A 23,624-nucleotide genomic window follows, 5' to 3' on the forward strand; every position below is an offset into this window, starting at 1 on the left:
CGGTCATCCTACAATAAATTCCATGAAAAGACGACAACTTTATGTCAATCTTATTTTAAGGCCTACAACACAAAATCCCAGCATCCCTAAGACGAACAGGACAGCTGTTGACGGTTCTGGAACAACTGAAGAGTCAATGGTTTCCTCAAATCGGTAAAGATTGATATTCCCAATTTGAGCTCGGTGCCCTTTTTCATCGCTATCATAAAGAAAGGTCAACCACTGATTGGTTCCGGCATATTGAGAGACGTTGATCGGCGGTGATGAAAGAAACTCATTCGAATTTCTAGGGAATGAACCACCATCAAAACCAAACAACGGATCAAGTCCGACAAAAAACCAGAGTTCGTCTTCCGGCAAGGGGTTCTCGAGCAAAAAAGCAAATGACAATGATTGACTATCTATAGGGAATGAATATTCTCTGAATAGAAATACTGGTGAGGCTGTTGCCATATGGTAATAACCATCTAGAAAATACACGTCTCCTTTTTTGAGCCAGAAATCAAACGCTCCTATGTCCACCTTCGCTGTATGCCCGGATGTCGGTCTTGTAGAAGCATCCCAAGGTAAAAGTGTATATACTGACAACGGATCTTGAAGATCATCTTCTTTAACTAAAAATGGATCATTCTGTCCCAATTCCCGACGAACAGTATCTATACTTTGTCCCTGAATACGCGGAGCAGGATTAAGCACCTTTGACCATGCGGCTCCTACATCTGAAATTGGCATTCCATTGGATTTACTGAGTGTCCCCATCTCAATCTTATTAAAGGGATTGTGTAAATCATCATCCACTCCAAAATACCAATTAAAAGGATAACCATGATTAAACACATCTCCCAAATGAGATGTGGGAGGAAAACCTTTAGTATCTATATTAACAATGTCTCCACCGCTTTCTACGTCTACATCCAAGAAATAATTTTTTCCAAAAGATGTTGGGTAGTTATCTATCCAAATTCCTTTTCCCAAAGCGTTCTTTTCTATCCAACCGTCTAATTTAAGTTCAGTTAAAGAATAGGGTTGCCCTCCATCCGGCGCATCAAAGAGAGTAATCTGATCAACGTCATATCCATAACCATCAAGCAAATATCCTCCAAAAGAAACTACACCGCCTCCATTGCTATGCCCAATCAAGTGTATCGGCGGCTGACCATTAATTTTTCCTAAAACTGTACCACTTTCTGCAAAAGTAGTCTCCAGCGCTCTCGCCATGAGCCTTCCCTCTTTCCACACTAAATTTCCCGGCCATGGTTTTTCTGTTATTGGATCTTGTCCTTGCGGAAAGGGTTGGCTTGGAGGTCCATAAGTCGTTGATGCAACGTCCATCCAATTCCAAGCCAAGACGTTAATATCTTTTCGATAATTTAGCGTCCCCGTAATAGGATTCTCAACTGTGTCCCGTATCCAAGAGGGTAAGGAAGAGTTAATTAACGCGCCCGTCCCATCTTTTTTCACATTGTTTGGTTCCCACCCATGAACAAGGACAACCGTTGGCTTTGATGAGTCAAATCCGGCTGTTCCGGGTAAAAGAACCTTCTTTCCGCCTTGCTCCTGCATTGACCATAACCCATGAAGAGGAGGAGGTTCAATTTCAGTAGGCCTATTGTTTTTGGAAACAATCGGCTCGCCGTTTTGTGGATCTACGGAACCCGTCGGATGTTCTTGCGGTGGCGGTTCCTCATCATCTGGCGGCGGCGGTTCCGTATCGCCTCCCCCGTCATCTGGAGGTGGCGAAGGAAGAGACACTATGGAGGCAGCGCCCCATGCGTTCCCCAGTCCGGAGCCATTGTAATCAAACATTGACGTCCCGAGCCCTGTGGTGGTATCAATCGAAAAAATACTCGTTCCTGCTGCCCCGTAGAGAATCCCATTATCAGGTGATGCCAAGCCGAAAACATTGTTGAACCCTGTCGGGCCAATGACTGTGCCAGCACCCGTGGATACATCAATCTCCCTCAAGAAACTTGCAAGTGAAAAGGGATTTGAACCCAAGGAGGCACTGTACAACTTTCCATTGTGAAATGCCAAATCTCCTGACATGGGAGACCCCGTATCGCCGATCAGGGTGCTGCTCGCCGTTAGTGGATCAATCGTGTACAGACCTTTACTAGATCCCCCTGCATACAAGGTGCCGTCGTTTCCAAAGACAAGGGAATTTGCGCCCAGAATGCTATGGAACCCTAAAGGGGTGGCCGCCGCAGTTGTTGGGTCAACCCGCCATAGCTTATCGAAAGTAAGACCATAAAGATTTGCTGATGGATCAAAGGCAATATCCGTCAACTGAAAACCAGTGTTTCCAATCAGGTCAACCGTTCCATCCTCCACATCTACCTTCGCGAGATTCCCAAGTTCATCATCAAGATAGAGGAAGGTCGCAGCGTCTGCTCGAAGTTGCCCAACAAAAGGAAAATTACATACGAGAAAAAAGAATGTTAACCCTACTACAGAGAATGTAACAAAGCCCCTCCTGAATATACCCATTTCCAACCGCCTTTCCTTTGTTTACCACGTTCGTTTTCTTTAAAACATCCCTCCCACTTGGACTGCCAATCTGTCCGCTATGGCCGCGCAGGCTTTCGCTCTGTCGATGTTCGTCTGCTTTGCCGTGACCACGATGCGCGTCCTATATTCCTGATGTCCTGAATCAACTTGCCTCTCCGACGTAAAGCTGGTCGCGGAGCCGTAGGTGGTATTGGTCTTCATCATGCCTTTGACTCCCCCCTCGACTCTTTCTTTGATTTGAATGTCTACCGCGCCCAAATAGGTATCGACATGGATCATCGACCCCACGACTCCGCCGATGACAGACCCCACAAGGGTGCCTGCCACTCCTCCGGCAACGGGGCCTCTCCAGCCGCCTCTGACATTGGAACCCGCCAACCCGCCGCCAAAGCCTCCGACAAGCATGCCCTCGGCGGTCAAGTCCTGCTTTTGCGCGCCCATATAAAGGAGATTGGCCTGAAGGATATGACCTGCTTTGCTCACATCGTTAGTTACGACATACCCTCGGGAGGAAATTTTGCTTTTTAACAGCTCCGCGAAGTCTATCTCCTGAAAATCCGAGGTATTGGTGACCCGGACAAAAATGCTGTTGTTCTTGGCGAGACTTTCGGGATCGATGAATATCGTCTCCGACATTTGTGCGGAGAGGGTCATCTGCCGGTTGCTTATCGCTTCTATGGTCCCGGCGCATCCGGAAAAAGTAACTGCTACAGAGACCAATAAAAAACATACGACTGCGAATCTCGGAATTTTGTAATACATTTCGCCTCCTTCGTTGTCACTTACCCTGTTCGGTAATATTATAATCTTGAACGATATCCCCTTGGAACGTGATAAACATCATTTGTAATGATTGGTTTGCATGATATATTCCCACCAGCGCGAATACATCAGAAAGGTGCGGGCGCATTTCCATATATTGATACATCCAAGTTTCGCCGACCGAGGATTGGCTTTTGGAATAAGGCTTACCGAACATGGTTAAAATCTCATTTTTAGTGGTTACGCCTTTCTGGATCGCTGCGGCCCGGCTGATATCAAAATTCTTTCCTGCTGTTACGCAACCCCCGACAGATAAAACCATGACCGACAGGAACGCTATAATCAAGGTTGATAGGACGGGATTAAGTGAATAACGAGCGTTATTAACAGGCACTACCTTCTTCATAGCAAAGATCACCATAATCAATCTCCTTGTCGGCTTTACTGCTAAGCATCGAAAGCGACTGCCGTTTTGTCGCCTCAAGAGAGTTTCACTCGTTGTTCTTCGAGCCAGCCCTCCACGCATTCGATCTTTTCGCGGATTCCTTGGATGTTCTCTTCCTCTTCATCAATCCATCCCTCAACCCGCTCACGAAATTCGTCATTCCAAGCTGTGTCGCGTTTCTCACGAAGTTCTTCCAAGTGAGTCTCTCTGTTCGCCAAAATTTCCAGAAGCCGTTCGAGCCGTTGTCGGAGATTCCCGATATTGTTTTCCGCGCGTTCTTTCCATGCCGCTCGCTTCGCTTCCCGTTCTTCCCGGATTTGGCAGCGGGCCTCATACGCTTCTTGCTGAGTTTCTTTCCAACGGGCCCATTGATTATCAAGAATCTCTTTTGCCTTGGAGAGCGCTTCAAATGCTTCCTGCTTGTGGTGTCCGAGCATTTCACTTTTGTACCGGGACAGCAGTCCCCATCCTTCGCGCAACACCTCCGAGCACGCATTGAGCATCTCCCTGTGTTCGTCCACAGGTGACCCGGGAAGCAACCGAGAAAACGCGGCACTGAACATATTAATCGGAGCGAGGAAGGCTCCCGCCAATCCTTCTTCAAAACCGCTTGGAGGTATGGCGGAATGCGCCCGAGCGATGATCTCGTCTCTATATCTTTCCGATATACCTCTCATGGATTCCCGGAGCTGGTTTTCCTGAGATTGGATCTCTTTGACGCGGTCGATAAGGGATTGAAAACGGGTCCACGCCGCTTCTCTTTCCTCTCGACTCGGGTAACGGCTTCCCTTGAACCCGGCTGCGATCGCGCGAATTTGTTCCCATACAGGTTTCCATTTCGTCCGAAGCGGAGCGGCATCCTCGACCGTAGTTTCCAGTTCATCAATCAACCCATCAAGCTCGCGACTGTCCATTCTTCCCCAAAAAAGTGGTTCGGTTAACACCTAGGCCTAACCGGTAATTTCTAAAAATAATACCACTGACAGCCATAGCTGTCAAATGATTTGGCATAATGACCCTATGCCGAAGGATATACGAGTCAGGTTCGCCAAGCACCTCAAACAACTGCGGGAGCGAAGAAAGTATACGATCTCTCAATTGGCTAAACGGTCGGGGGTAAGCAGGCAGCACATTCGAGATCTTGAGCTCGATGTGCCTCAGAAAAGGGTGACGATCGTTACTCTTGAAAAACTCGCTAAGGGGCTGGGCGTTCCGATGTGGGAATTGCTTCGTTTGCGGGATTAATACCAGATTTAAAAAATTACTGCATCGAGGCCTAAAACTATGTCTTCGGTTTTAAAGATGCCTCCACTAAAGTCAGAAATTTTTGCGCCCTTTTTGCGACAAATTCTTTATCAGTTATCGGTACTAGATAGTGTTCATTATTCGGCCCAAGAGAAAATAATACAAACTCAATACGCGTATGATTTGAGTCTGGAGACTCCAAATAAATGAAAAACTTGTCGTGAGTTGGAAACCCCAACATTCCATGGCGTGAAAGGTCCGTCGTCAATGTACCTGCCGTTTGGTCGCTTGCAATGACTTTATCGCCCCGAGATTTCAATGTACGTTCTACAGCCTGCCAAACCGTTTCATAGCTGCCCTCAAACACATGAGTATGAGAATCAAAGAATCGTGCTTCGGTATAAGGTTCAATCATAGCCACCAATTTTCTCGGAAGTCTGTATCGATTGGTTCCCCCTTCTCCACCATCGGCGGCTAATCTTTCTTTACCTCGTTTTTCAAATTGTTCCAGATTCTCGATTGAAACCTGCACTGCCCCATCCATGGGAGTATTCCGGGTGAGTTGAACTGACCAAACCCCGTTGCGTTTTACAGCTTCTCCTTTTAGGAGCTCACCGCCCTCTTTCCAGAGCGACCACTCCTTCGACTCTTTGGGATAAAAAGCGCGTGTGCGGTAAGCTGAACAAGTGACATTAAAGGTGGCGTGATCTTCAATCCCGTTAAGACGATCCGCCTCAGACATTTCTACGAGAGATATGCCGATATTAAAATTCCGTATCTCCCAGAAATCGGCTTGTTCTCCAAACTTCGCAGGAATAGAACTTATAAACTGCATATTCCCGTCTTGACGCTTACTATGTGTCTCAAAATGTCTGAGCACAGCCCTTTCAGCGCCACTTTTGGCATCGAACGGATTAAATGCCTTAAATTCGGCCCAAGATTGTGGAAAATTATTGGAATCACAACCAATAAGATTGATTACAAAAAATCCCACAATCAAAATCCGAGACCAAGCTTGAACGGATTTGATTATTCCATTTGCCAATGTCACGCCCTCTCTCTTTACATCGCATATTGCCTCGAACTCTCCGATAAGCACGGGGAGTCAACAAGAATGTTTGAAGGCAGTTAAATTAAATCAACCTCTTTAAAATTAACCTTCTCTTCTTCAATCTGATAAGTTAACAAGGCGATATCCAATTGATTCAAAATTCCCTTAATCCCTTTAATACCTTTTTCATCAGGGAGAACTAATATCTTCCGGGCTTTCTGATGCCCTGCAGCATGGAAAACCAGCTGACCTATGGCCGTATATATGCTTTGTCTGTCCAAGGATGATTTTATTTCGTATATGCTTAATATTTGACCATCGGATAGGACTCCCAAATCAATATAACGATTATTGAATATTTCACACTTAGAAGATTGATGTTTCGTTCGAACATATTTTTCAAGCTCGTTCACGACGAAACCATGGTATGACTCATATTCAATATTACGATGAAGATTCGCTTTTCTTCTGCCAAACGATTCAGGCGAAAATCCTAATAAAATTTTCTTATCAATGCCTCTAAGGTGATCATTGTTCTTAACGGCCGCCTTAAAATTAGCGACCTCTTGGACAAAATTGTACAAACTCCTAAGAAAATATTTCGAATTAAAAGAGGCGATCAATATGGCCTCCTCGATTTTACCCTGATTATCAATGATGTCGCACCGTTCTCCTCTATACCAATCTATAAATGCATTTTTCCCTATTCCGGGACTTCCCCCTCCTATCTTTCCTCTGCTTAAAACATAACAATTCCCAGTCTCATCCTTGGCAAAAATCCCCGACAATCTTTTTTCTACACCTTGCAATGGAATGTTGATTTCTACGGCGATAGTTTGCATTCCTTTTCTGCTCACTCCCAATCCGAATCCATTCCAATATCTTGGGATAGCGACATCTTTTTTCATTAAGATTTTCGTGGCAAACCAAAGTCTATCGTCATAATAAACCGTTTCTTGAAAATTCCCACCTGGATGTCCGATTACCAATCTCTCGACGTTATTCAATTTGGTCTTGAGTATTTTCAACATTTCCTGCTGGCAATTCGCCAACTCGTTTCTATCAGAAATAACCTTTAACATATCGCATCCAGTCGTATGTCCGTCGATTCTTCTTTATTTGAATTTTATAACTCTAATTCACTCTTTTAGAAAAAATATTAGTAAAAATGCAAAGACAAACAAAACAATTGCAGGTGGCAGTATTTGAAAAATGTTGTATATCAAAAATTCGGATTTGCTTATTTCAGGGTTTATCGTGATTACTTTAAAAGAAAATGTGATAAATGAAATTAAAGCAAGAAATAAACTAAAAAGAGCTATTATATTTGCTGCATGCTTGCGCATGTATTTATTGGCTGCTTTATCAATCTTTGAATCTAAAACCTTGCTATATTTCAGTAGCTCCTCTGCCAAAACATTTGTATCTTCAGCCCTAGCTAAATCCCGATCCATTAAGCGCGGCACTTTAACCCCGTTAATCTCTATATTAGAATTTATCGGACTATCGGCATATGATTTAAGAGCGTATGTTGTAACAATAATATCTGTCTCTTCTATGCGATGCACAGTTTCAACTATTTTTTTCTCGCCAACCAACTGCTTAAGGTATTGTTTCACTTCATCCGCACTATGAATTGACAGATCGCGGAGAATTATCCCTTCTCGAACCCAGTTGGGACCTCGTTCTGATAGACATTTAATAATATCATTTCGTATTTCTCTGCCCAAAATTTCCCCTTAACTTTATTAACCCCTGCTTGCTAAAAATTCCTTATTAACATCTAAATGTTCCTTTATTGATTGTTCAACACTGTCCGCGCATCTTTTCAATAAATTACTTAGAGCTCCCAGAGAAGTTTTTTTCTGCATCTCTTCGTAAATTCGCTTTTTTTCCAAAAGGGCTGGTGGAGCTTGACCACCAGAAGAAGACCATCCACCCTCAGGATATGTTTTCGAAAATAACAAAGAACGAATTGTCTTTAAATTATCACTCTTGATTCCTTCTTCAGAGATTCTTAAGAATAAATCAACAGTTTCACCGTTTAGTGGGAGGTATTGAGCACAAATCAATATCTCGTTAATTTGCTTCTTTTGAACCAGTTCATTAATATATTCTGTTATATAAAGCTGATTTGTTTTATTGTTACGGGCGAATAAAATTGGCTTTAGTATTTTCTGAACGTCATAATATTCCACTCCTTCAGAATAAATATTATGCCATTCCAGAGATTGGGAAAGAAATTTCCTATAATCCTCGTAGGATTGAATTGATCCGCTCAAATGTTTTATTCCATCATAAGGTATCGCCTCGAATTCGGCTCGTTTGTTATGCGTCTTAGATTCCTTAAGGCGATAATCAATGAAAGCAATTAATTCATCCACATTTCCAATACAAAATTCCACAATTTCCTGATCGTGCCATTCCAGCTCAGGCCTATCTTTTATTAAATCGTAGAGGGCTTTGACTAACTTGTTGATATCTTTGTGCTTCTTAAAATCATCCTTTAGTGAGTGGGTAAGAAATGAAACGTTGTCAACAAACTGATTATCGATATTTTTAATTTCATTTAACGCCAATAATAATAATCCCATCAAGTCATCAACATTCTTATTTTCCTTGAAAACGAAATAAAGGTTTCGCACTACTTTGCTTATTATTTTGTCATTACCGCACCCAATGAGTTTTCTTGACCAATCCGATCGTTCTCTTGGTTGCTTTATTGTAATCAAATGTAACAATGTGCTGATTCGCTCATCTGTCGCCTTATTAATATCTGACAGTATCTCGTTAGCTAACCGTTGCAGATGATTAGGATCAAGGTTCGTTAATGCACCGTCAATTTCCATTTTGAAATAATCGGGTATTAATTGCCATAATGTAGTGTTATCCCGAATTTCTCTAAAAGCGTCTGAATTCAACTCAACCCAACAATAAATAAAAATGGGATATAGATGTGAATTTAAAGGTTCAATCTTCTTGGCAAAACGATTTACAAATTTTGCTATCAACTCGGCAGAGCTATATTCCTGATTTAATTGTTGGACAGGCCTTGAAAAATCATGTGATTTCAAATACCATTTTTTTGACATTACATTCTCAACTAACCACGGCCATTTATTAGCTTGGGGAGCATCCTTTGAAACTTCTTCAAAACTCTGGACAATATCTAACCGAGAGGAAAAATATCGAAAAAGCTCGTATTCAGGACTTCGAGGAATACTTTTTAATAACTCAGTAATCTTTTCTATTCCCGGAGCATCTTGGGCCCACCAGTGCAAGAACAAATCCTCTATGTCGCTCAACAGACGAAAATCTGTATTAGGATGAATCAAGCGGCCAATGTCATCAATAATTTTAATTTTTTCTTGAACAAATCTTTCGGCTAAAGGTAGCTGAGAAGGTGAGACATGGCCCATCCTCGTTTTGCCAATGTCGCTTACAACGTCAATTGCGCAAAGCTGGTACTCAATATTGGCATGTGTAAGCAATTTATCTAATAACGCCATTGCTGCATCTCTCATTTGTAATACTTTAGGATTATTGGGCAGAGGTCTTTCACCAAATTCCATTTTATCCAAATAAGAGCGGCTATATTCGTGGGTTGCTGCTAGAACTTCTGACAATGCTGATTTGACCATGTCCGCTCTATTTTTATTCGGCTCATCCAACCACTTCTCCATTAGATTCAGCATCTCAACAATAGAATCAACATCATTTCTTAAAGGAGAAACGCAATCTTTAATTAAAGTTAACGGTTTATAGTTGTCATATGTTCCCTTCATTTCTAATGAATATAATCTTTCAATTAAGCATAAAATTTCATTTCGGTATTTGTGGCTTCTGATTAAACCATCAATGGCCGGGCCATAATCATCTGTAGAAAGCAATACAACGCGATAATCATCGGGATAAAGGAAGCTAGTTTCTTGGGGAGGGGGAAAGTCAAAATATGTATTTATTAAATCAAGACAACCTTTGGGTATAAATTCGACAACATTTTTTAACCATTCCAGTCTTTCTCTTCTTTCAGTCCCCGAAGTATCTTTAGCCTTGTCGATCCACTCGTTTATAAATTCCTCTAACATAGCTGAAATAATGTTAGCTTGACCATATTTAAATGTGGCTCCCAAATTAACAAAGATATTTTTCGAAAACAGAGGCATCCATTGCAAAACTAGGTTTTTCAAGTACTCCTTACTTAACTGTTCTAGCTTATACAATAAGTAAACATCGCCTCGCATGTCAGGTGAAAATCGAATTGCGCGGCCGACTTGCCGTAATATATTAGACTGAACCAGCCGATCAATGGCCTTTTTTATAAGATCACTACTTTTATTTAACTGTTTAGCTATTTCGTCAATCGTTCCCTGATTATCCTTATTAAAAGGCACAATACATGCTAGATTTAAAAGAAGTTCATCCGCGCCGTCTTGAAAAACATCAGCAAGTGACTTCTTTGCATCAACAATAATATCTTCAATTATTTCAGCTTTAATTTTAGAAAAGTCTTTAATCCCATCCCCCCTAATACGCTTTCCGATAAGAACAATAAAGTATGGATTAGGAAAGTCATGCACAATGATTTCCTCATCGTTAACTCTATCTTTATTTGCACAGGCACGAAGCAGTTTCAATAAATCATCCTTAGGCCACTCATTAATTTTCAGAACAGTGGTAAACCCGCTCGCCCTAAACTCTTGTATTCTATCTTGCAAAATATAAATTCCAGATGTCCTTAAGCTAAGCACAACTTTGATATCCACACCGCTTTTAGTTAAAAAGGCCAAAAGAGGATTTAAAGTATTTAAATCACGGTCTGCATCGTCAAGAATTAATAAGTATTTCTGTTTAGGGTCAATTTCTTCTTGTATGGCAGCTTCAAAAGATCGATAACCCGTTTTAAGCATCCATGGCTGCCGAGTGGGGTCATACTCATATGCCAAAGTTGCTATTTCTCGCAGCAAATGCGATTTGCCAAAGCCGCCGGGTGCGTGAACAACAAATAATTGGTGCTTATCTGAAGCCATAAACTTTTGAAATTCTTCTATATAAGATTTAAATGCAGTGATCTCATGGGCAGGGACATCAATTAACTGCTTCTCTAAATCATCAAAATATAGACTGGCGGGGACTAATAACGGATGCTGTGGATCACCGAAATAAGAATTTCTAAGAAAGGGCTGTCGCTCAATTCTAATTTTTAGATTTTCTCTATGCCAAACATGTAGTGATTTTATTTCCTTGGGTTTTAAATTTTCCAAAGCCTTGACTTGGTCAACCCTTAATTCTGCAGTGGTAGCAATGCGAAGGTGCTCAACCTTGTTTTTAATTGCCTTGTCGATTTCCTTACTAATTTCCGACTTTAAATGACCCTCTGCTTCACTAAAATTCTTTTGCGTCCATTTTGATTGAATGGAAAATAAACCCTCTAAATTCTCGCTAGGGTAAAACCCTTCATAATAACCATCCCAGCCGTTATCAAAACCAATGTAAGGACTCGAAGGAATAAAAGCTGGCGAGTTACATTCAATTGCGAATAAGTGATTAACCAATCTTTGAAAATCTTTTTCGTTAGTTATTTTTCCCAGATCTACCATTAAATTACTCTCATTTTAATTTTCTTTGCCTATTAGTCTTTCTTGAAATTAAGGTTATTTTAACGCACTTCACACCATTTTGACACCAAAACTTTCAAGCCATCGCTGGATTACGCCTAAATGCTTTTCCCCCAGCCCTCGGTTACCTGTTTCCCACCTTGCCAACGTCCCCGGATCAACGCCTAAACGCCTCGCCAGTTGTGCTTGGGACAGGCCTAGGGTCTTCCGACAATGTATGATTTGCTCTGTGAGTGTCTGGGCCTCTGGCAATGGATTGTAGCCTAAGAATTCAATGATCTTGGGAATAAAGCGGATTTCGGGTTCGGTAAGCCCTAGTTCCCAGTGGCAGATGGTCATTTCATCGGCGCCAATTTGTGCGGCCGCCTGTTTCTGGAACAGCCCAAGGTCTAACCTGCGCTTCTTAACATGGTCTCCGATGGTGGTAAGGCTCTTGGGATAGGCCGGATCAGGCGGCTTTTGGGCGGTACGCCTGATATGGCAAAAAGGCAACGCAAGGATGTGGTTCTGAAGCTCTTTGGCCACTTTCTTAGTGGAGGGCAAATAAAAGAGGTTGACTTCCACTTCATCCTTCCCAATGACAATGCTTTCCGTAATGTTCTCTATAATCTTGCGTTTCTCCGCAAATTCAAGCCGGGACCAGTTCCCGTACAACCCCTTTCCCTCAGCAAGGATTTCATCCGATGAGAGGTAGTTAATCTTCAAGAAGTCGATTTCGGCCTGAACGCGCGGCATCTCATCTTCCAGTTGCTTTTCTTTCTCCTCCAAGGGTAAGTAGCGCTTGCCGAACCCTTCCTTGGTGATCTGTTTGGCCATATACAGGTCATATGTTTCATCCATTTCCTTTTTAATCTTCTGATACTCCCTCTCCAAGGCCTGCATCAGTTCCGCTTTGTCCTTGATGGTGTCTTCCGCCCCGTGAAGGTACTTCTCTATATCCTCAGGGGACATGAAGAACCCTTTCAGTTCCTCAAGGTAGATTTCCTCAAGGTCGGAAATAGTGATTTTGTTTCGGCACTTGCGGCATACGTATTTGTTGGGGTAATTGGAAAGGACGTACATCTGACCCTTGCAGGCGCAGACCGCATATCCGGCAAACAACTGTACGGCCGTTCTCGATACCCGTTTTCGTGACTTTCCCTGTTCCTCAAGAATGTGATTGCATCGCTGCCACAGTTCGGGAGAAATGATGGGCTCGACTTCCGTGAAAACCCAGTCTTTCTCCGGCTTTACTTCCCAATGCCTCTTTCTATCAAGCGTTTTACTGTAATTGGCGCGGTGCAGTCCTTTAGCAGTGGAGTCTCTCAAGAGCCGGTCAACGGTCGTGTCCGAGAATTTTGAATTGTTCCTCGTTCGATAACCGGCTTCGTTCAAAAGACGCGCAACAACCTTCTTTCGCCTGTGTTCCAAGAAAAGCTCGTACATCTGTTTTCGAATCGGCACCTCGTTCGGAGCTGGGATAAGTTTCTTGTCCTTCCACTGATAGCCAAAAGGCGCCGCTCCCCCCAAGGGTTTCCCCAATTTTGCCCTGATGGGCACGGAGGCAGCGACGCGTTCCGCAATTTCATCTCGTTCCCATTGGGCAAGCGCACTAATCATGGTATACAGGAGGCGTCCGGCGGGACTGCTTGTATCGATTGATTCTTGCAAGCTGATCAAGTCAGCATTGCACTCTCTAAAGATTTCGGCGAATTCCAAAAGTTCTTTGGTGTTCCGTGCAAGCCGAGCGAGTTTGGAAAAAATAAGGCCGGTGATCGTTCCCTTGCGAACGTCGCTTAACATTCTCTGAGTTTCTGGATGATTGAAGACGGTCTTCCCGCTCACGGCTTCAAGATGATACACTGTTTTTACGTCCCACCCCTTCGATTCGGCGTAATAGCTGGCTCGCTTTTCATGGTGCTCTGGGCTCTCTCCTTTTGCCTGATCTTCGGTCGATACTCTGATCCATATGCCGACTTGCTTTTTTAATCCATTTCCCTCATGTACATTCTTAGGCATGGCGCCCTCCTCACTTCTTCAGCTCTTTGAGTTTCTTTAAAGAATTGGCAACGACCCTCACAATCGCCTGCTCGCGGATTTCTGCGCTGTCAGTCGGGCGATAATTTGTCTTTAATTTATATCCCTTCACCGTCTTTTCGGTGCTCATTGATTTCATCGCGATTTCCTGCATGAAGGGTAAGAGTTGTTCGGGAGAAAAGAAACACACCCGCTCTCTATCCTCTTCGGTAACTTCCAACGCGATAGCATTTCTTAACTGTTCGAGTTTTCTGGGATCAGCGGATATTACCGTAACATATTGGAATCCTGCGGACAAACACTTTTTAACGTTGGCCGCCTCCTGATCCACCGGCGTCGTTACGCAAATCTGGCAGGCGATGGAACACTCCCCTTTTTGAAGCGCGACATCGACGCTTCCTTTGCCGTCGAGAATGGATTTCTCGATCACGGAAAGATACCCCAAATCATCCGCCTGTTTTTTTATGAGAAACTGAAGGTACTTATGCTCCCTGCCTCCTCTCCCCGGCTGAACTGGTATGGGAGATCTCTTTCTCTCGGCAATCGCATGGATCGGCGCGGATTCTCTTGCAGACGGAATGTCTTCTTTTAGAACTCTGACTTCTTCCTTCTTCGGTTGAACAATTGACGGCTTTTCAACTTCAAATTCCATTCTCGGTTCAATTGGCAAGTTCTCTCGTCGAATGCCGTATTTCTCTCTCGAAAGAGCGATGATTCGCCGCCGCTTCTCCTCGGCAATCGTCTTGTCAACCCTCGGGAGAAGTGCAGTCGTCAGATTGAAATCAAAGTCGGCCCGCTCGATTCGGCAGACAGCCTCTCCGATTCCCAAGCTCTGCATGTCATCCGACTTGAAAAAAGAAAAACCGTTCTCCAGTTTTCTCGCGTCTTGGTCTCCCAAACGAAAACAAATGCGGGTACACGCGTTCGCAAGCACCGCGCTCGCGACATCCGGGTCGCGCGCTTCCAACTGCCGTAATTCCTGATGCGCAAGCGTCAGCCCTAAACGATATTTTCGGGCGCCGGAGAGAATAGATGCCATAGAAGGCGTGGAGAAATTTTGGAATTCATCGATATACAGCCAGAAGTCCCGCCGGTCTTCTTCTCTTGTTTCTTGTCTCCCCATGACGAGCTGATGAAATTTGGAAACGAGCAGACTGCCGAAAAGATAGGCGTTCTCCTCTCCGATGGCTCCCTGCGAAAGTCTGGCGAGAAGAATCTTTCCGCCGTTCATGATTTCAGCAAAGTTGAGACGGTTTTCTTTTTGGGAAACCATATTGCGGATAGGCTTCGGACGAAGAAAAGCGTCAAGCCGGGTAATAATCGGGGCTTGGGGTCTTCCGGACAAAAGCGGATAAGCACGGGTCCAATAATAGACAACCTCGGGGTCGGTGACTGTTTTCAAAAATTCCGTTCTGAAGGACGGCTCGATGAGAAACCTGCGCAAATCGGCTAATGTGCCGCCGCGTGTGCTTTCGAGAAATGCGATCACCGCATTCGAGAATACGGATGTCATCTGGTCTCCCCATGCTGTCGAAAGCCTGCGGAAAACGGCGACGAGATCGGAGGCAAGCAAATTCTTCTCGAGCTCGGAATGCGCGGACAAAATGTTAAAGCCGATTGCGTATTCTTCATCCGATGGGTCGAGGACGATGACGTCCTCGAAGCGTTCTTCCGGAATGTGTTCCAATATGGTGTTCACTAAGTCACCATGCGGATCAAGAACGGCAATTCCTTCCCCATTGCGGATATCCTGCAAAATGAGATTAAGCAGCAACGTGCTCTTGCCGGTACCACTCGCGCCGATTACATGCGTATGACGCACTCTTTGGTTCGAGTTTAAGGTAACCATTCGAGTCTCGCCGAGATGAACGTTTTCCCCGAGAACCAAGTTATGGTTTAACGCCGTCTTGGGCGCGGCTTTGGTCTTCTTTGCCCTCCGGTTAAGTTTTTCCGTTTTCACTGAATCCGAGGGCAGATGGACAATGGAAATTAGTTCATCACTATTGAGAATCATGCCGCTTCTTCTCGATTTCCTTGCGATCAAATCATTCTCGCGGTCTTCTAAACTATACCGTTCATCGTCTTCAAGCGGAATCAATTCGTTGCCGGTGGGATTTGAAAAGACCGACAGACTTCCCGCAAGCGCCTTCACGATCTCTCTTGACCTATCCATTCGCGTGCTTCGCGCGGCAATGCGCACAACTGCGGCGTATAAAGGCTTTTCGACTTTTGTCTTGGCTTGAGCGGCAAAATCCGGGGCGTTCATAAAGAATGGCGTGCCGTCGGGACAGATGACTGCTTGCAAAATGCTTTCAGCCCACGGCGCGCAAACCGGCTCGAAAATCACCTGAAATACAGCGGCTTCTCCATCCCGCATCTCCGACAATGCTCCCATGATTCCGATAAATGGATCGGGGTCTAACTTACGTGAAGTTGCAAGCGGCAACATGAACTCCTGAGCAAGTCCGAAATCAACTATGGCAGTCTCTCCATCGCCTTTGACGCCTCTCCATGAATTTCTAAAGAAATCGGAACGGATAGACATGGAGGCTTCCGGGAAATGCGCGGAGAGCTGGGCCCTTACCTGACCCAGATCACCATCCGAAACGACGATTTGAACCGTGATCGAATCGGACAAACCGATGATTTCGAAAACAAGCGGGTGCGCGCAATACGACAGGCTCAACAAAAATTGTTCAAAGACTTCTTTGGAAACTTGGGATGCGGCGGGCAGGGTTATCTGAATCTCATGAGGCAAAGTATATGACGCCCTGTTGGATTCGATATCAAGCGGTTCCGCCTCTTCGGGAGCATCGCTCGCCGTATTCTTTCTTCGCGAGACAAGCAGACCAAACACTTGATCTGTCACGCTACTTAAAAAAGTCTTCCTGCGTCCGTCATCGATGGAGGGTTGGGTTGAGTAATATCCGGGAAACGATACGAACGGAGGCTCAGGAAGAACATGAAAATCAAAAGATTGTATTCCTCTGCCCCCATATTCCCATTCGTAAAACCGGCGGGTGGCTTTGACGATTTGCGATTCGTATATATCTTCTGCCAATGCCATGCAACAATTCCTTCAATGAATCATTTCCACAGGGACTTCATAATCGGTTTGCGTTGATCTTCGGTAAGTCTGATTCCCTTAGCTTTCGTCACTTCGTCTATGACTTCCAACACTGCTGAATGAACGGCATCGGCGTAGCTATTTATGGCGTCATAGCGAAAAAAAGTAACGGGCCTAAAAAAATAATAGTAGACGGCACCAAGGAGAAGAATTTTGAGGACGATAGCATCAAAGTCCGTCAATCCTTTGCTCGCCATGCTTCTCGAAAACCAGACAAGCGAGCCGATTACTCCGGCAAGAACCACCGATCCCCAGAAGAATCCTAACGATGAAATAAACACATTGAAGAAAAGAACCACGATGACAAGCAGGACAAGCATTTGAAGAGGAGTAAGACGCGACGATATGTCCCCCAATCTCGATGAAAAGAAGAAGCCAGTCCCGAACGGTGCGGCGCATATGTAGCCGATAAGCCGCTCCCGGCTTAAACGCAGATACTCACGATTACTGGAAAGCAGTCCCCCTTCTTTCCATTCAACACGTGATATTTCCAAGTTGGGTATTTGACGCCGGGCAATGGCTTTTTCGAGGAGATCGTAAAATTCTTGAGGGGAAGTATTGAAATTTTCTATAAGGTGATGCCAACTCAAAATTACATCTATTTTCTCAGCCCGTTGGATTATAAGCCCCTTTTTTGAAATGATAACAATTTAAAAATTTATTATACCATTTCTAAGCTAATGAGTTATAAAAAATGATTGGACGGGTGCATCCCCCATACTTAATAAAGTTTCATGCCTCTTAGTTGGCAAAGTTTTAAGAATAGCTCAGGCATACCAACATTGCAGTGACACGTCTATTTGATTATCGTTTTACATCTAAAATTTCGTACTAAAAATTGATTCAAAACCACTTCCCTTTCCTGTATAATTATATTTAAGTTGGTCTTCAATATTTATCTTGTTAGCACATATCCCTATAGTTTTCCAAGGAGGACAAAAATGAAGGAAGAGGGTTTTTTGTTAACACTTGCTCAGGTTGGAATAGCGTTTGCTGGGTTTAGTGGGCTGATTACTGTATTCAGGAAATCTGAAAAACCATGGACACTTATTGAAATCGCTGCTGTAAAACTGATTTTGCAGCATACACTTGGACTATTTTGTTTTTCTCTTCTCCCTGTTTTTATTTTTTATTGGCATGGATCAGAGAAACAAATTTGGAGGATCTCAAGTATAGCGCTGGCTGGATTTTTTTGGGTAGTATTTGTATATAATTGGCAGCAACTAAGACGACTAACTAAAGATGGTCACGTTCCGGCACACCCTAAAATGCTAAAACGTATATTTTTTCCCAAAACAGCTGCTGCGGGCATACTTCAAATTTTTAACATCTTTTTTGACCAATTTCTTCTATATTCCATTGGCCTAGCATGTCTTATTTTTTCGGCAGTAATACAATTTTGGGTTTCTACTATGCGGCACACGAGCAACGAGCAATAAAAAATAACTGCTTACTATGAAGCAGTTATTTTTAAAATTTCGGCTACTTAATCGTAGTAGTTTTGACCTGTGTAAAGCATATAAATGCCCGATCCAATTTCAAATACGATAAAGACGCCACAAATTATCTTCACTATCAAGGGTAATTCCATTACACTCCTCCTCTTTGGCAGTTACAGCCCACATGCGTGATTGCATGTGCAGCTTTTTTCTGCCAAAGAGGAGGGCCTTCCCAAGAACACAAAATCCTTTCTTAATCAAAGCATACTATCAAAAATTTGTCAATACCACGAGGAGGATCGTTCTTAGAAAATAAAATCCAGCCATATAGAGTCCCCATTTATGTTTAGATAAATTTTTAAGAGATTAAAGAATTGTGTCCCCTTCGTAAATGCAGTAGCATTTACGAAGGGGAAGAAAACCCAAGGGGTTCTCCAAGGGGAAATTTTCAACGCATTTTTTGGCGCGTCCAATTATCCACTATTCAATATGGTTCGTCATTGAGCCAGATACCAAGAGAAAGGTTTGCGACTTGTGGAAAAATAGGCTGTACCTATTTTCAATGTGCCCCTCTGCGAGGAATAAAACATCCCGCTATTTGTCACATTGCAAACGCCTAACTCTCAAAATCTCTCCGGCTCACTGATATAACTCTGCAGTGTATTTGTCCGAAAAACACAGATGGAGGCTTCTATCTATAGTTTGATCATTCCAGCCCCCTTGCCATTGCCTGCCGGTAAATGCAAAGAATAACTTCTTCGCCGGCCTTTCGGCCGCACGCAATGGCAGCGACCTAGAATTCGATGATCTCTAGTTCATCGTCTTTACTTTCCGTGCCAAACGACTTCTCCTCTAACGAAACAATTTCAAATTCTTCATCCGGCATAGAAGTAAAGCGGTTGGTTATTAATCTCGACCTTTCCCCCTCTTCTTATGCAAGGGAGTCTACAGATGAGAGCTGGGGTTTAAATTGATAATAAGTGGGTTCCCTTGTTTCTCTCCTCTGTAGGCTTCCATGCACAAAAGCCCAACTGATCTAAATTCAGCTGGGTTTGGAAAATTTTTAACGTCTCTAAAGTCTTATTGTGCGACGTACCAGAGTTATCCACAGTTGTCACATTCGGGGCTACTGTCAAGCACTTCCCCTGAAGTTCATCCGCCATTTCTCAAATCCGACGATATGCGCGAAAAATAAAAAATTAATAATAATTTCTTTTTCTGAAGAAAAAATTTCAGAAGTTTTTAAAATTTTTGAGAGAAAGAAGAGGGAGTATAAAAACAAATGTGTATTTCCCGCCACCTTCCCCCTCCCCCGACAAGGATACCGGGGAATTGTCTGTACAAAAAAACCGCTACGTTAATTTATAAACGTAGCGGTTAAAACTTAAGAACGAAGAGAATTCAGAAACCTTTCCTGCATCGACTTTTCATAGTGACTATCCGCTTCCTGGCCCGCACTGATATTTTCCTGAAACACCTTTCCCGTCCTCAGGTCATCAAGGGCATATGCAACCATTTCTTCAATGTTGCCTTTAGTCACGAGCGGAAGAGACTGCCCCTTTCCCTTTTCGGAATAATGCAGTCGATTGACGACATACTGCAATCCAAAAGAAAATGCTTTTCCGAGCCCGGAGTATGAAGGGACATAGAGACTTACCCCTTCCGACCTGTTTGAAAGAACACCTGTGTTTGAAATGCCGTCATAGTGGATTTTGAACTGATAAAATCCCACGGTTAAAACCGAGAACAAACTACGGCAGTGGTTGAAAGCCCTATCTTCCGAGGGGGTGGGAATGACGCGCAGGAGATACCCCCTGTCTTTCATAAGGTTTCCTGACAGTACCGAAGAATCACCCAAGATTTTCGGGTGACGAAACAGTTTAATACATATGTCGCCAGGACATCCCGTACCCGGTTCGGCGATGAGGATGTATCCTCTTTTGAAAATAAGCTTTGTTGCTATGCTTCCTACATTATTTTTGGTAATGATGGTAAACATTCGCCCTCCTTTGTGCCCGTTAGTATTTGGTTATTGTCATGGAACTTTGACTAGGGCACATTCAAACACGGGCCCAGGGAAATTGCAACAAAAAACCCCGCCGTTTCCAGTAGGGGTTTTTTGTTTAGATTAGTTCTTCGCTATCTCATCCGCGAGGGTAAACTTTGCCCAACATGGAGAGGATGACATCCACGGGCGTGCCCCTTCTCTCTCATAGAGGTCGCGGGCATAGGCGAGGTTGCCATCAAGCGTATAAATGTCCAATCCCAATTTTTTTGAGCGTTCAAGGTGATAATATTCGTTAATCTGCATCACCCCGACATCGGCACGGTTCACTTCTCCACGAAGAATTTTACCGCCCTTATCATACTGACGAAATCGAGACTCACAGTACGCAATCTTGGTCATCACGGGTGTGTCGACAAAGTAATGGCGCACATAGAGTTCAACGTTCGTAGCCTTCTCCAACTGTTCCTTCTCTTCCTTTTTCACCTGAGTAACGGCGGAGGTTTCCACCCCTGCCACAGGAGAATCGGGAACGATAGTGTTGAACGAGTCGGGAATTTGAGTATTGGTTATATTTGAAAGAGCGAAGATAATGCTAAGTGCGGTAAGTTCTAAAATAGGCTAAATTTTATTTTGTAAAAGGCAACTTTCGCTTTGGTCTTATCCCCTGCGGAATGAGATGTTGGGCGAAACGCCTCTGTCCTGCAAGCCTCCGGAAGAATCAAGAAAGTTTTTTCTATTTCAACCGAAGCGGGCTTTTAGGAAATGAAAAAATCCAGTTCTTCACTGGACTTCTCTTAATCATAGCAGATTTTAAGAAGAGTGTCAATCCCCTTTTTGTTTTATAATAGAAGATACGGCTTAACAAAGCCGTATCTCCCCTACCCTGCCAAATCAGATTAAACTGCCTCTTCCGGCATAATGACCCAGGCTACGAAATAGGCCAAAATCATCGGAAAAACACCCGTTACAACACCCAAAAGGAGTGTTCCGAGGCGCACAAGAGTCGGATCAAGCTCATATGTCTCCGCAATACCTCCGCATACACCCCCCAGAATCTTGGTTTTAGTTGAGCGGTGCAATTTTTTCTTATTTTCCATTAAATTTGTATTAAATTAACAATCTTCTATCATCGCTGGCATTCTAGCACAAAAAACAGCCTTTTCGCAAAGAAAAGGCTGTTTGAAACTATTGTCCTACCGAAGGGGAATGGTGGGAGTAAATGAGTTGCCCAGAAAGTTTTGAGACTTTCCAAGGGCGAACTGAAATGTTTTCAGGAACAGGACAATGGTCTGTTGTATTTCCGAAAAGATGTCGGGAACAAGAAACTTGAGGAGGATGATAAGCAACCCAAGTCCCAAAACTCGTAATATTCTCATAGAGAATGGTTTTGAGAGGGACTTGTATCGCAGACGACTATCTGCGACTGAGGCTTAATCCGCCTACTCCCCCTCTATACCGAAGGCTTTATAGAAACCTGCGATACAGAGAGGGTTTCCTCGTTCACTATCTTTCGAAACCTCAAAGAACTACCTGTAGAATAGCACGAAATTAACAAAAAATCAAGTCTGTTTTTAATAAAAAAAGACCGGCGGGTTATGAGCCCGAGGCCGGTCTTTTTGGAACGGATACCTCTACAGAGAAGAACCACCGGACGAAACAGCATTTCAGACAATTGAAACACTCAACGTCGTGCTACTTCCTAAAGTATACAGTTTTTATTAAAAAAAGGTCAAGAAAAAAGGCCGGAGGGGGTGTCTATTCCTTAGCTTATGGCTTCGATATAACCGCCTTTGCCTTTTCCCCTCCAGCTTCCTGCATCCTCATTCAGTATACATATTTTTAAATAAAAACAAACCACCCCTCCGCCTGTTACAGCGGAGGGGTGGTGTTAATAAAAGTTACCGAACTACTGTGGGCTCCCAGTTCCCTATCTCGCGATAGAAGGAATGGGGCTCGCTTGGAGGAAGTCGGGGCCTAAAAGCCCAAGCATCGCTTTCTCCATCCCGTCAAACACATCCGGAAAGAATTGTTTGAACGCCAGGACGAGGAAAATGAACCCCGCTACCCGTAATATTGTCGTCATTTCTTTGGACAGAAGAGACTTCACACGGTGCTCGACGCCCACACACCGCATGCGGAAGATTCATCCCTTGATGAAATTCATCTTTCGATGAGCCACTCCTCTGCAATTCCAATAGTACCACTTTTCAAGCCCTTCGTCAATTACGAATCACTTTTTGGCAAAAGTCAAAAAGGGCTAATTTTGCTTTAAATGTTCTATACTTAAAAAATACTTATGCACAGCAAGAAGCTAATTCAATACACCATCTCCCTCGGCGCGCTTGCCGCAGTCTTCTACCCTATCTTTGTATGGTTCGGGAATTCGGATTTGTCGTGGAACAAAACGGTGGTGTTTGAAATTTTCCCCGTGCTTGGGCTGATCGCGTTTTCCATCATGTGGCTCCATATTGTCGGAGGGCCTTTCAGAGAAAAGTTGGAGCAATATTTTGATTACAAAAAGTTTATGACGATTTCTTCTATCGTTGTTTTAATCTGCATCGTTCTCCACCCCCTTTTAATCTATGTCGGTTTCTGGCTTATCGGAGTTAAAGGAAGCGGATTTACGTATGCTCCGGGCGATAAACAATACCTCGTATGGTTTGCCATTGTTGCATGGCTGATTTTTGTCGCTTATGACATTTTAAAGAAATTTAAGAATACCGATTTTTTTGTGCGACATTGGTACATCGTTAAACTCATCGCAACGCTCGGTTTCTTTCTTATCCTTTTCCATTCCCTCGGTCTCGGAGGAGATTTGCGCACAGGTTCCTTGCGGTATGTGTGGATTTTCTATGGCATTACTGCCGCAATCGCCGCGATATATACCTACGGCATTCAGCCGTTTTTCAAACTAAAAAGTGTATAACATCTATTGAGTAGGCGGTGTTGATACTCGGGACGCTCCCCCAATTTGAACTGTTTGAGCGGTTATACTGCCATCTTGGTTCGCCGTACCAGTAATAACAATTTGTTCACCGGTTTTCAAATCGTCTGCCGAACCAACTGTGTTTTCTGATATTTTTGTACTTTCCGAAAATAGGATAATCTTTGAACCTCCGTCCTGCAGTTTAACGGTAATACTCTGTTCGTCTTTTGAAATAATTTCTCCCGTAACAAAAGAAGAGCCTCCCCGCGTACCGTTTCCTTGCATCACTATCCCCACATTTTCACCCAACTGTTGCGTACGCTCTTGCCGCTCTTCGGCGGAAAGATTGGAAAAATTACCGCCTTGAAATGTCGCGGCAGTATTGTTTTGTGCATACTTCATGCCCCCGAAAAATGAAGCGCTTCCGACAATGACTACTCCGACTACGGTTCCTGCAATGATTTTATTCATAATTTTTT

The 23,624-nt window shown here is 43.6% G+C and carries 20 protein-coding genes; 3 read left to right on the plus strand and 17 right to left on the minus strand.

Annotated elements, in window-relative coordinates; translation table 11 throughout:
* Positions 1-39 precede the first annotated feature (39 nt).
* Genes Q8O71_03910 through Q8O71_03925 form a run of 4 tightly spaced genes read right to left on the minus strand, consistent with a single transcriptional unit; the run spans position 40 to position 4,629 of the window.
* Complete coding sequence (locus tag Q8O71_03910; GenBank protein MDP2705505.1) at positions 40-2,487, minus strand: hypothetical protein; 2,448 nt, start codon at positions 2,485-2,487, stop codon at positions 40-42.
* 39 nt (positions 2,488-2,526) lie between these two features.
* A complete protein-coding gene (traT, locus tag Q8O71_03915; protein ID MDP2705506.1) occupies positions 2,527-3,270 on the minus strand; it encodes a complement resistance protein TraT in 744 nt (247 codons plus the stop codon).
* A gap of 16 nt (positions 3,271-3,286) precedes the next feature.
* Entirely contained in the window at positions 3,287-3,691 is a 405-nt protein-coding gene (locus Q8O71_03920) for a hypothetical protein (protein MDP2705507.1), read from the minus strand.
* Positions 3,692-3,750: 59 nt separating this feature from the next.
* Positions 3,751-4,629, minus strand: a complete 879-nt coding sequence (locus Q8O71_03925) for a hypothetical protein (protein ID MDP2705508.1) — start codon at positions 4,627-4,629, stop codon at positions 3,751-3,753.
* A gap of 106 nt (positions 4,630-4,735) precedes the next feature.
* Here Q8O71_03925 and Q8O71_03930 point away from each other — a divergent pair, with 106 nt between their 5' ends.
* A complete protein-coding gene (locus tag Q8O71_03930) occupies positions 4,736-4,960 on the plus strand; it encodes a helix-turn-helix transcriptional regulator (protein ID MDP2705509.1) in 225 nt (74 codons plus the stop codon).
* A gap of 37 nt (positions 4,961-4,997) precedes the next feature.
* Here the strand turns inward: Q8O71_03930 and Q8O71_03935 are convergent, their stop codons facing one another.
* The 7 genes from Q8O71_03935 to Q8O71_03965 all read right to left on the minus strand — a co-directional run bounded on the left by Q8O71_03935 (position 4,998) and on the right by Q8O71_03965 (position 17,362).
* Complete coding sequence (locus tag Q8O71_03935; protein ID MDP2705510.1) at positions 4,998-6,011, minus strand: hypothetical protein; 1,014 nt, start codon at positions 6,009-6,011, stop codon at positions 4,998-5,000.
* Between the two features lie 77 nt (positions 6,012-6,088).
* Complete coding sequence (locus Q8O71_03940; GenBank protein MDP2705511.1) at positions 6,089-7,093, minus strand: hypothetical protein; 1,005 nt, start codon at positions 7,091-7,093, stop codon at positions 6,089-6,091.
* A gap of 57 nt (positions 7,094-7,150) precedes the next feature.
* Positions 7,151-7,630, minus strand: coding sequence for a hypothetical protein (locus Q8O71_03945; GenBank protein MDP2705512.1), 480 nt, complete (start codon positions 7,628-7,630; stop codon positions 7,151-7,153).
* A 129-nt stretch (positions 7,631-7,759) separates the two neighbouring features.
* The gene (locus Q8O71_03950; protein MDP2705513.1) at positions 7,760-11,611 is read right to left on the minus strand and encodes a hypothetical protein; all 3,852 of its coding nucleotides are present in this window, start codon (positions 11,609-11,611) and stop codon (positions 7,760-7,762) included.
* A gap of 69 nt (positions 11,612-11,680) precedes the next feature.
* Complete coding sequence (locus Q8O71_03955) at positions 11,681-13,627, minus strand: recombinase family protein (protein ID MDP2705514.1); 1,947 nt, start codon at positions 13,625-13,627, stop codon at positions 11,681-11,683.
* Between the two features lie 10 nt (positions 13,628-13,637).
* Positions 13,638-16,712 carry a type IV secretion system DNA-binding domain-containing protein gene (locus tag Q8O71_03960; protein ID MDP2705515.1) on the minus strand — a complete coding sequence of 1,025 codons (3,075 nt, stop codon included), beginning with the start codon at positions 16,710-16,712 and terminating at the stop codon, positions 13,638-13,640.
* Positions 16,713-16,732: 20 nt separating this feature from the next.
* A complete protein-coding gene (locus Q8O71_03965) occupies positions 16,733-17,362 on the minus strand; it encodes a hypothetical protein (protein ID MDP2705516.1) in 630 nt (209 codons plus the stop codon).
* Between the two features lie 351 nt (positions 17,363-17,713).
* Between Q8O71_03965 and Q8O71_03970 the strand changes: the two genes are divergently transcribed.
* Entirely contained in the window at positions 17,714-18,211 is a 498-nt protein-coding gene (locus tag Q8O71_03970; GenBank protein ID MDP2705517.1) for a hypothetical protein, read from the plus strand.
* A gap of 1,384 nt (positions 18,212-19,595) precedes the next feature.
* Here Q8O71_03970 and Q8O71_03975 read toward each other — a convergent pair.
* The 5 genes from Q8O71_03975 to Q8O71_03995 form a co-directional block, all read right to left on the minus strand.
* Complete coding sequence (locus tag Q8O71_03975; GenBank protein ID MDP2705518.1) at positions 19,596-20,210, minus strand: hypothetical protein; 615 nt, start codon at positions 20,208-20,210, stop codon at positions 19,596-19,598.
* 129 nt (positions 20,211-20,339) lie between these two features.
* Positions 20,340-20,735, minus strand: a complete 396-nt coding sequence (locus Q8O71_03980; protein MDP2705519.1) for a hypothetical protein — start codon at positions 20,733-20,735, stop codon at positions 20,340-20,342.
* A 380-nt stretch (positions 20,736-21,115) separates the two neighbouring features.
* On the minus strand, positions 21,116-21,316 hold the full coding sequence (locus Q8O71_03985) for a PspC domain-containing protein (GenBank protein MDP2705520.1): 201 nt from the start codon (positions 21,314-21,316) through the stop codon (positions 21,116-21,118).
* A gap of 96 nt (positions 21,317-21,412) precedes the next feature.
* Entirely contained in the window at positions 21,413-21,595 is a 183-nt protein-coding gene (locus Q8O71_03990) for a hypothetical protein (GenBank protein ID MDP2705521.1), read from the minus strand.
* A 551-nt stretch (positions 21,596-22,146) separates the two neighbouring features.
* Complete coding sequence (locus Q8O71_03995) at positions 22,147-22,353, minus strand: hypothetical protein (GenBank protein MDP2705522.1); 207 nt, start codon at positions 22,351-22,353, stop codon at positions 22,147-22,149.
* Between the two features lie 162 nt (positions 22,354-22,515).
* Here Q8O71_03995 and Q8O71_04000 point away from each other — a divergent pair, with 162 nt between their 5' ends.
* Positions 22,516-23,145 carry a hypothetical protein gene (locus Q8O71_04000; protein ID MDP2705523.1) on the plus strand — a complete coding sequence of 210 codons (630 nt, stop codon included), beginning with the start codon at positions 22,516-22,518 and terminating at the stop codon, positions 23,143-23,145.
* A gap of 3 nt (positions 23,146-23,148) precedes the next feature.
* Here the strand turns inward: Q8O71_04000 and Q8O71_04005 are convergent, their stop codons facing one another.
* Positions 23,149-23,616, minus strand: coding sequence for a hypothetical protein (locus tag Q8O71_04005; protein MDP2705524.1), 468 nt, complete (start codon positions 23,614-23,616; stop codon positions 23,149-23,151).
* Between the last annotated feature and the right edge of the window lie 8 nt (positions 23,617-23,624).

The organism is bacterium, assembly GCA_030690305.1.
Taxonomy (GTDB): domain Bacteria; phylum Patescibacteriota; class Minisyncoccia; order Phycocordibacterales; family JAGLPS01; genus JBBUCK01.

Excerpts from the sequence above, each read along its gene's own strand:
- Q8O71_03910 (MDP2705505.1), bottom strand. The coding sequence starts at position 2,487 with ATGGGTATATTCAGGAGGGGCTTTGTTACATTCTCTGTAGTAGGGTTA.
- traT (MDP2705506.1), bottom strand. The coding sequence starts at position 3,270 with ATGTATTACAAAATTCCGAGATTCGCAGTCGTATGTTTTTTATTGGTC.
- Q8O71_03920 (MDP2705507.1), bottom strand. The coding sequence starts at position 3,691 with ATGGTGATCTTTGCTATGAAGAAGGTAGTGCCTGTTAATAACGCTCGT.
- Q8O71_03925 (MDP2705508.1), bottom strand. The coding sequence starts at position 4,629 with ATGGACAGTCGCGAGCTTGATGGGTTGATTGATGAACTGGAAACTACG.
- Q8O71_03930 (MDP2705509.1), top strand. The coding sequence starts at position 4,736 with ATGCCGAAGGATATACGAGTCAGGTTCGCCAAGCACCTCAAACAACTG.
- Q8O71_03940 (MDP2705511.1), bottom strand. The coding sequence starts at position 7,093 with ATGTTAAAGGTTATTTCTGATAGAAACGAGTTGGCGAATTGCCAGCAG.
- Q8O71_03950 (MDP2705513.1), bottom strand. The coding sequence starts at position 11,611 with ATGGTAGATCTGGGAAAAATAACTAACGAAAAAGATTTTCAAAGATTG.
- Q8O71_03955 (MDP2705514.1), bottom strand. The coding sequence starts at position 13,627 with ATGCCTAAGAATGTACATGAGGGAAATGGATTAAAAAAGCAAGTCGGC.
- Q8O71_03960 (MDP2705515.1), bottom strand. The coding sequence starts at position 16,712 with ATGGCATTGGCAGAAGATATATACGAATCGCAAATCGTCAAAGCCACC.
- Q8O71_03970 (MDP2705517.1), top strand. The coding sequence starts at position 17,714 with ATGAAGGAAGAGGGTTTTTTGTTAACACTTGCTCAGGTTGGAATAGCG.
- Q8O71_03975 (MDP2705518.1), bottom strand. The coding sequence starts at position 20,210 with ATGTTTACCATCATTACCAAAAATAATGTAGGAAGCATAGCAACAAAG.
- Q8O71_03985 (MDP2705520.1), bottom strand. The coding sequence starts at position 21,316 with ATGGAAAATAAGAAAAAATTGCACCGCTCAACTAAAACCAAGATTCTG.
- Q8O71_03990 (MDP2705521.1), bottom strand. The coding sequence starts at position 21,595 with ATGAGAATATTACGAGTTTTGGGACTTGGGTTGCTTATCATCCTCCTC.
- Q8O71_03995 (MDP2705522.1), bottom strand. The coding sequence starts at position 22,353 with ATGCGGTGTGTGGGCGTCGAGCACCGTGTGAAGTCTCTTCTGTCCAAA.
- Q8O71_04000 (MDP2705523.1), top strand. The coding sequence starts at position 22,516 with ATGCACAGCAAGAAGCTAATTCAATACACCATCTCCCTCGGCGCGCTT.
- Q8O71_04005 (MDP2705524.1), bottom strand. The coding sequence starts at position 23,616 with ATGAATAAAATCATTGCAGGAACCGTAGTCGGAGTAGTCATTGTCGGA.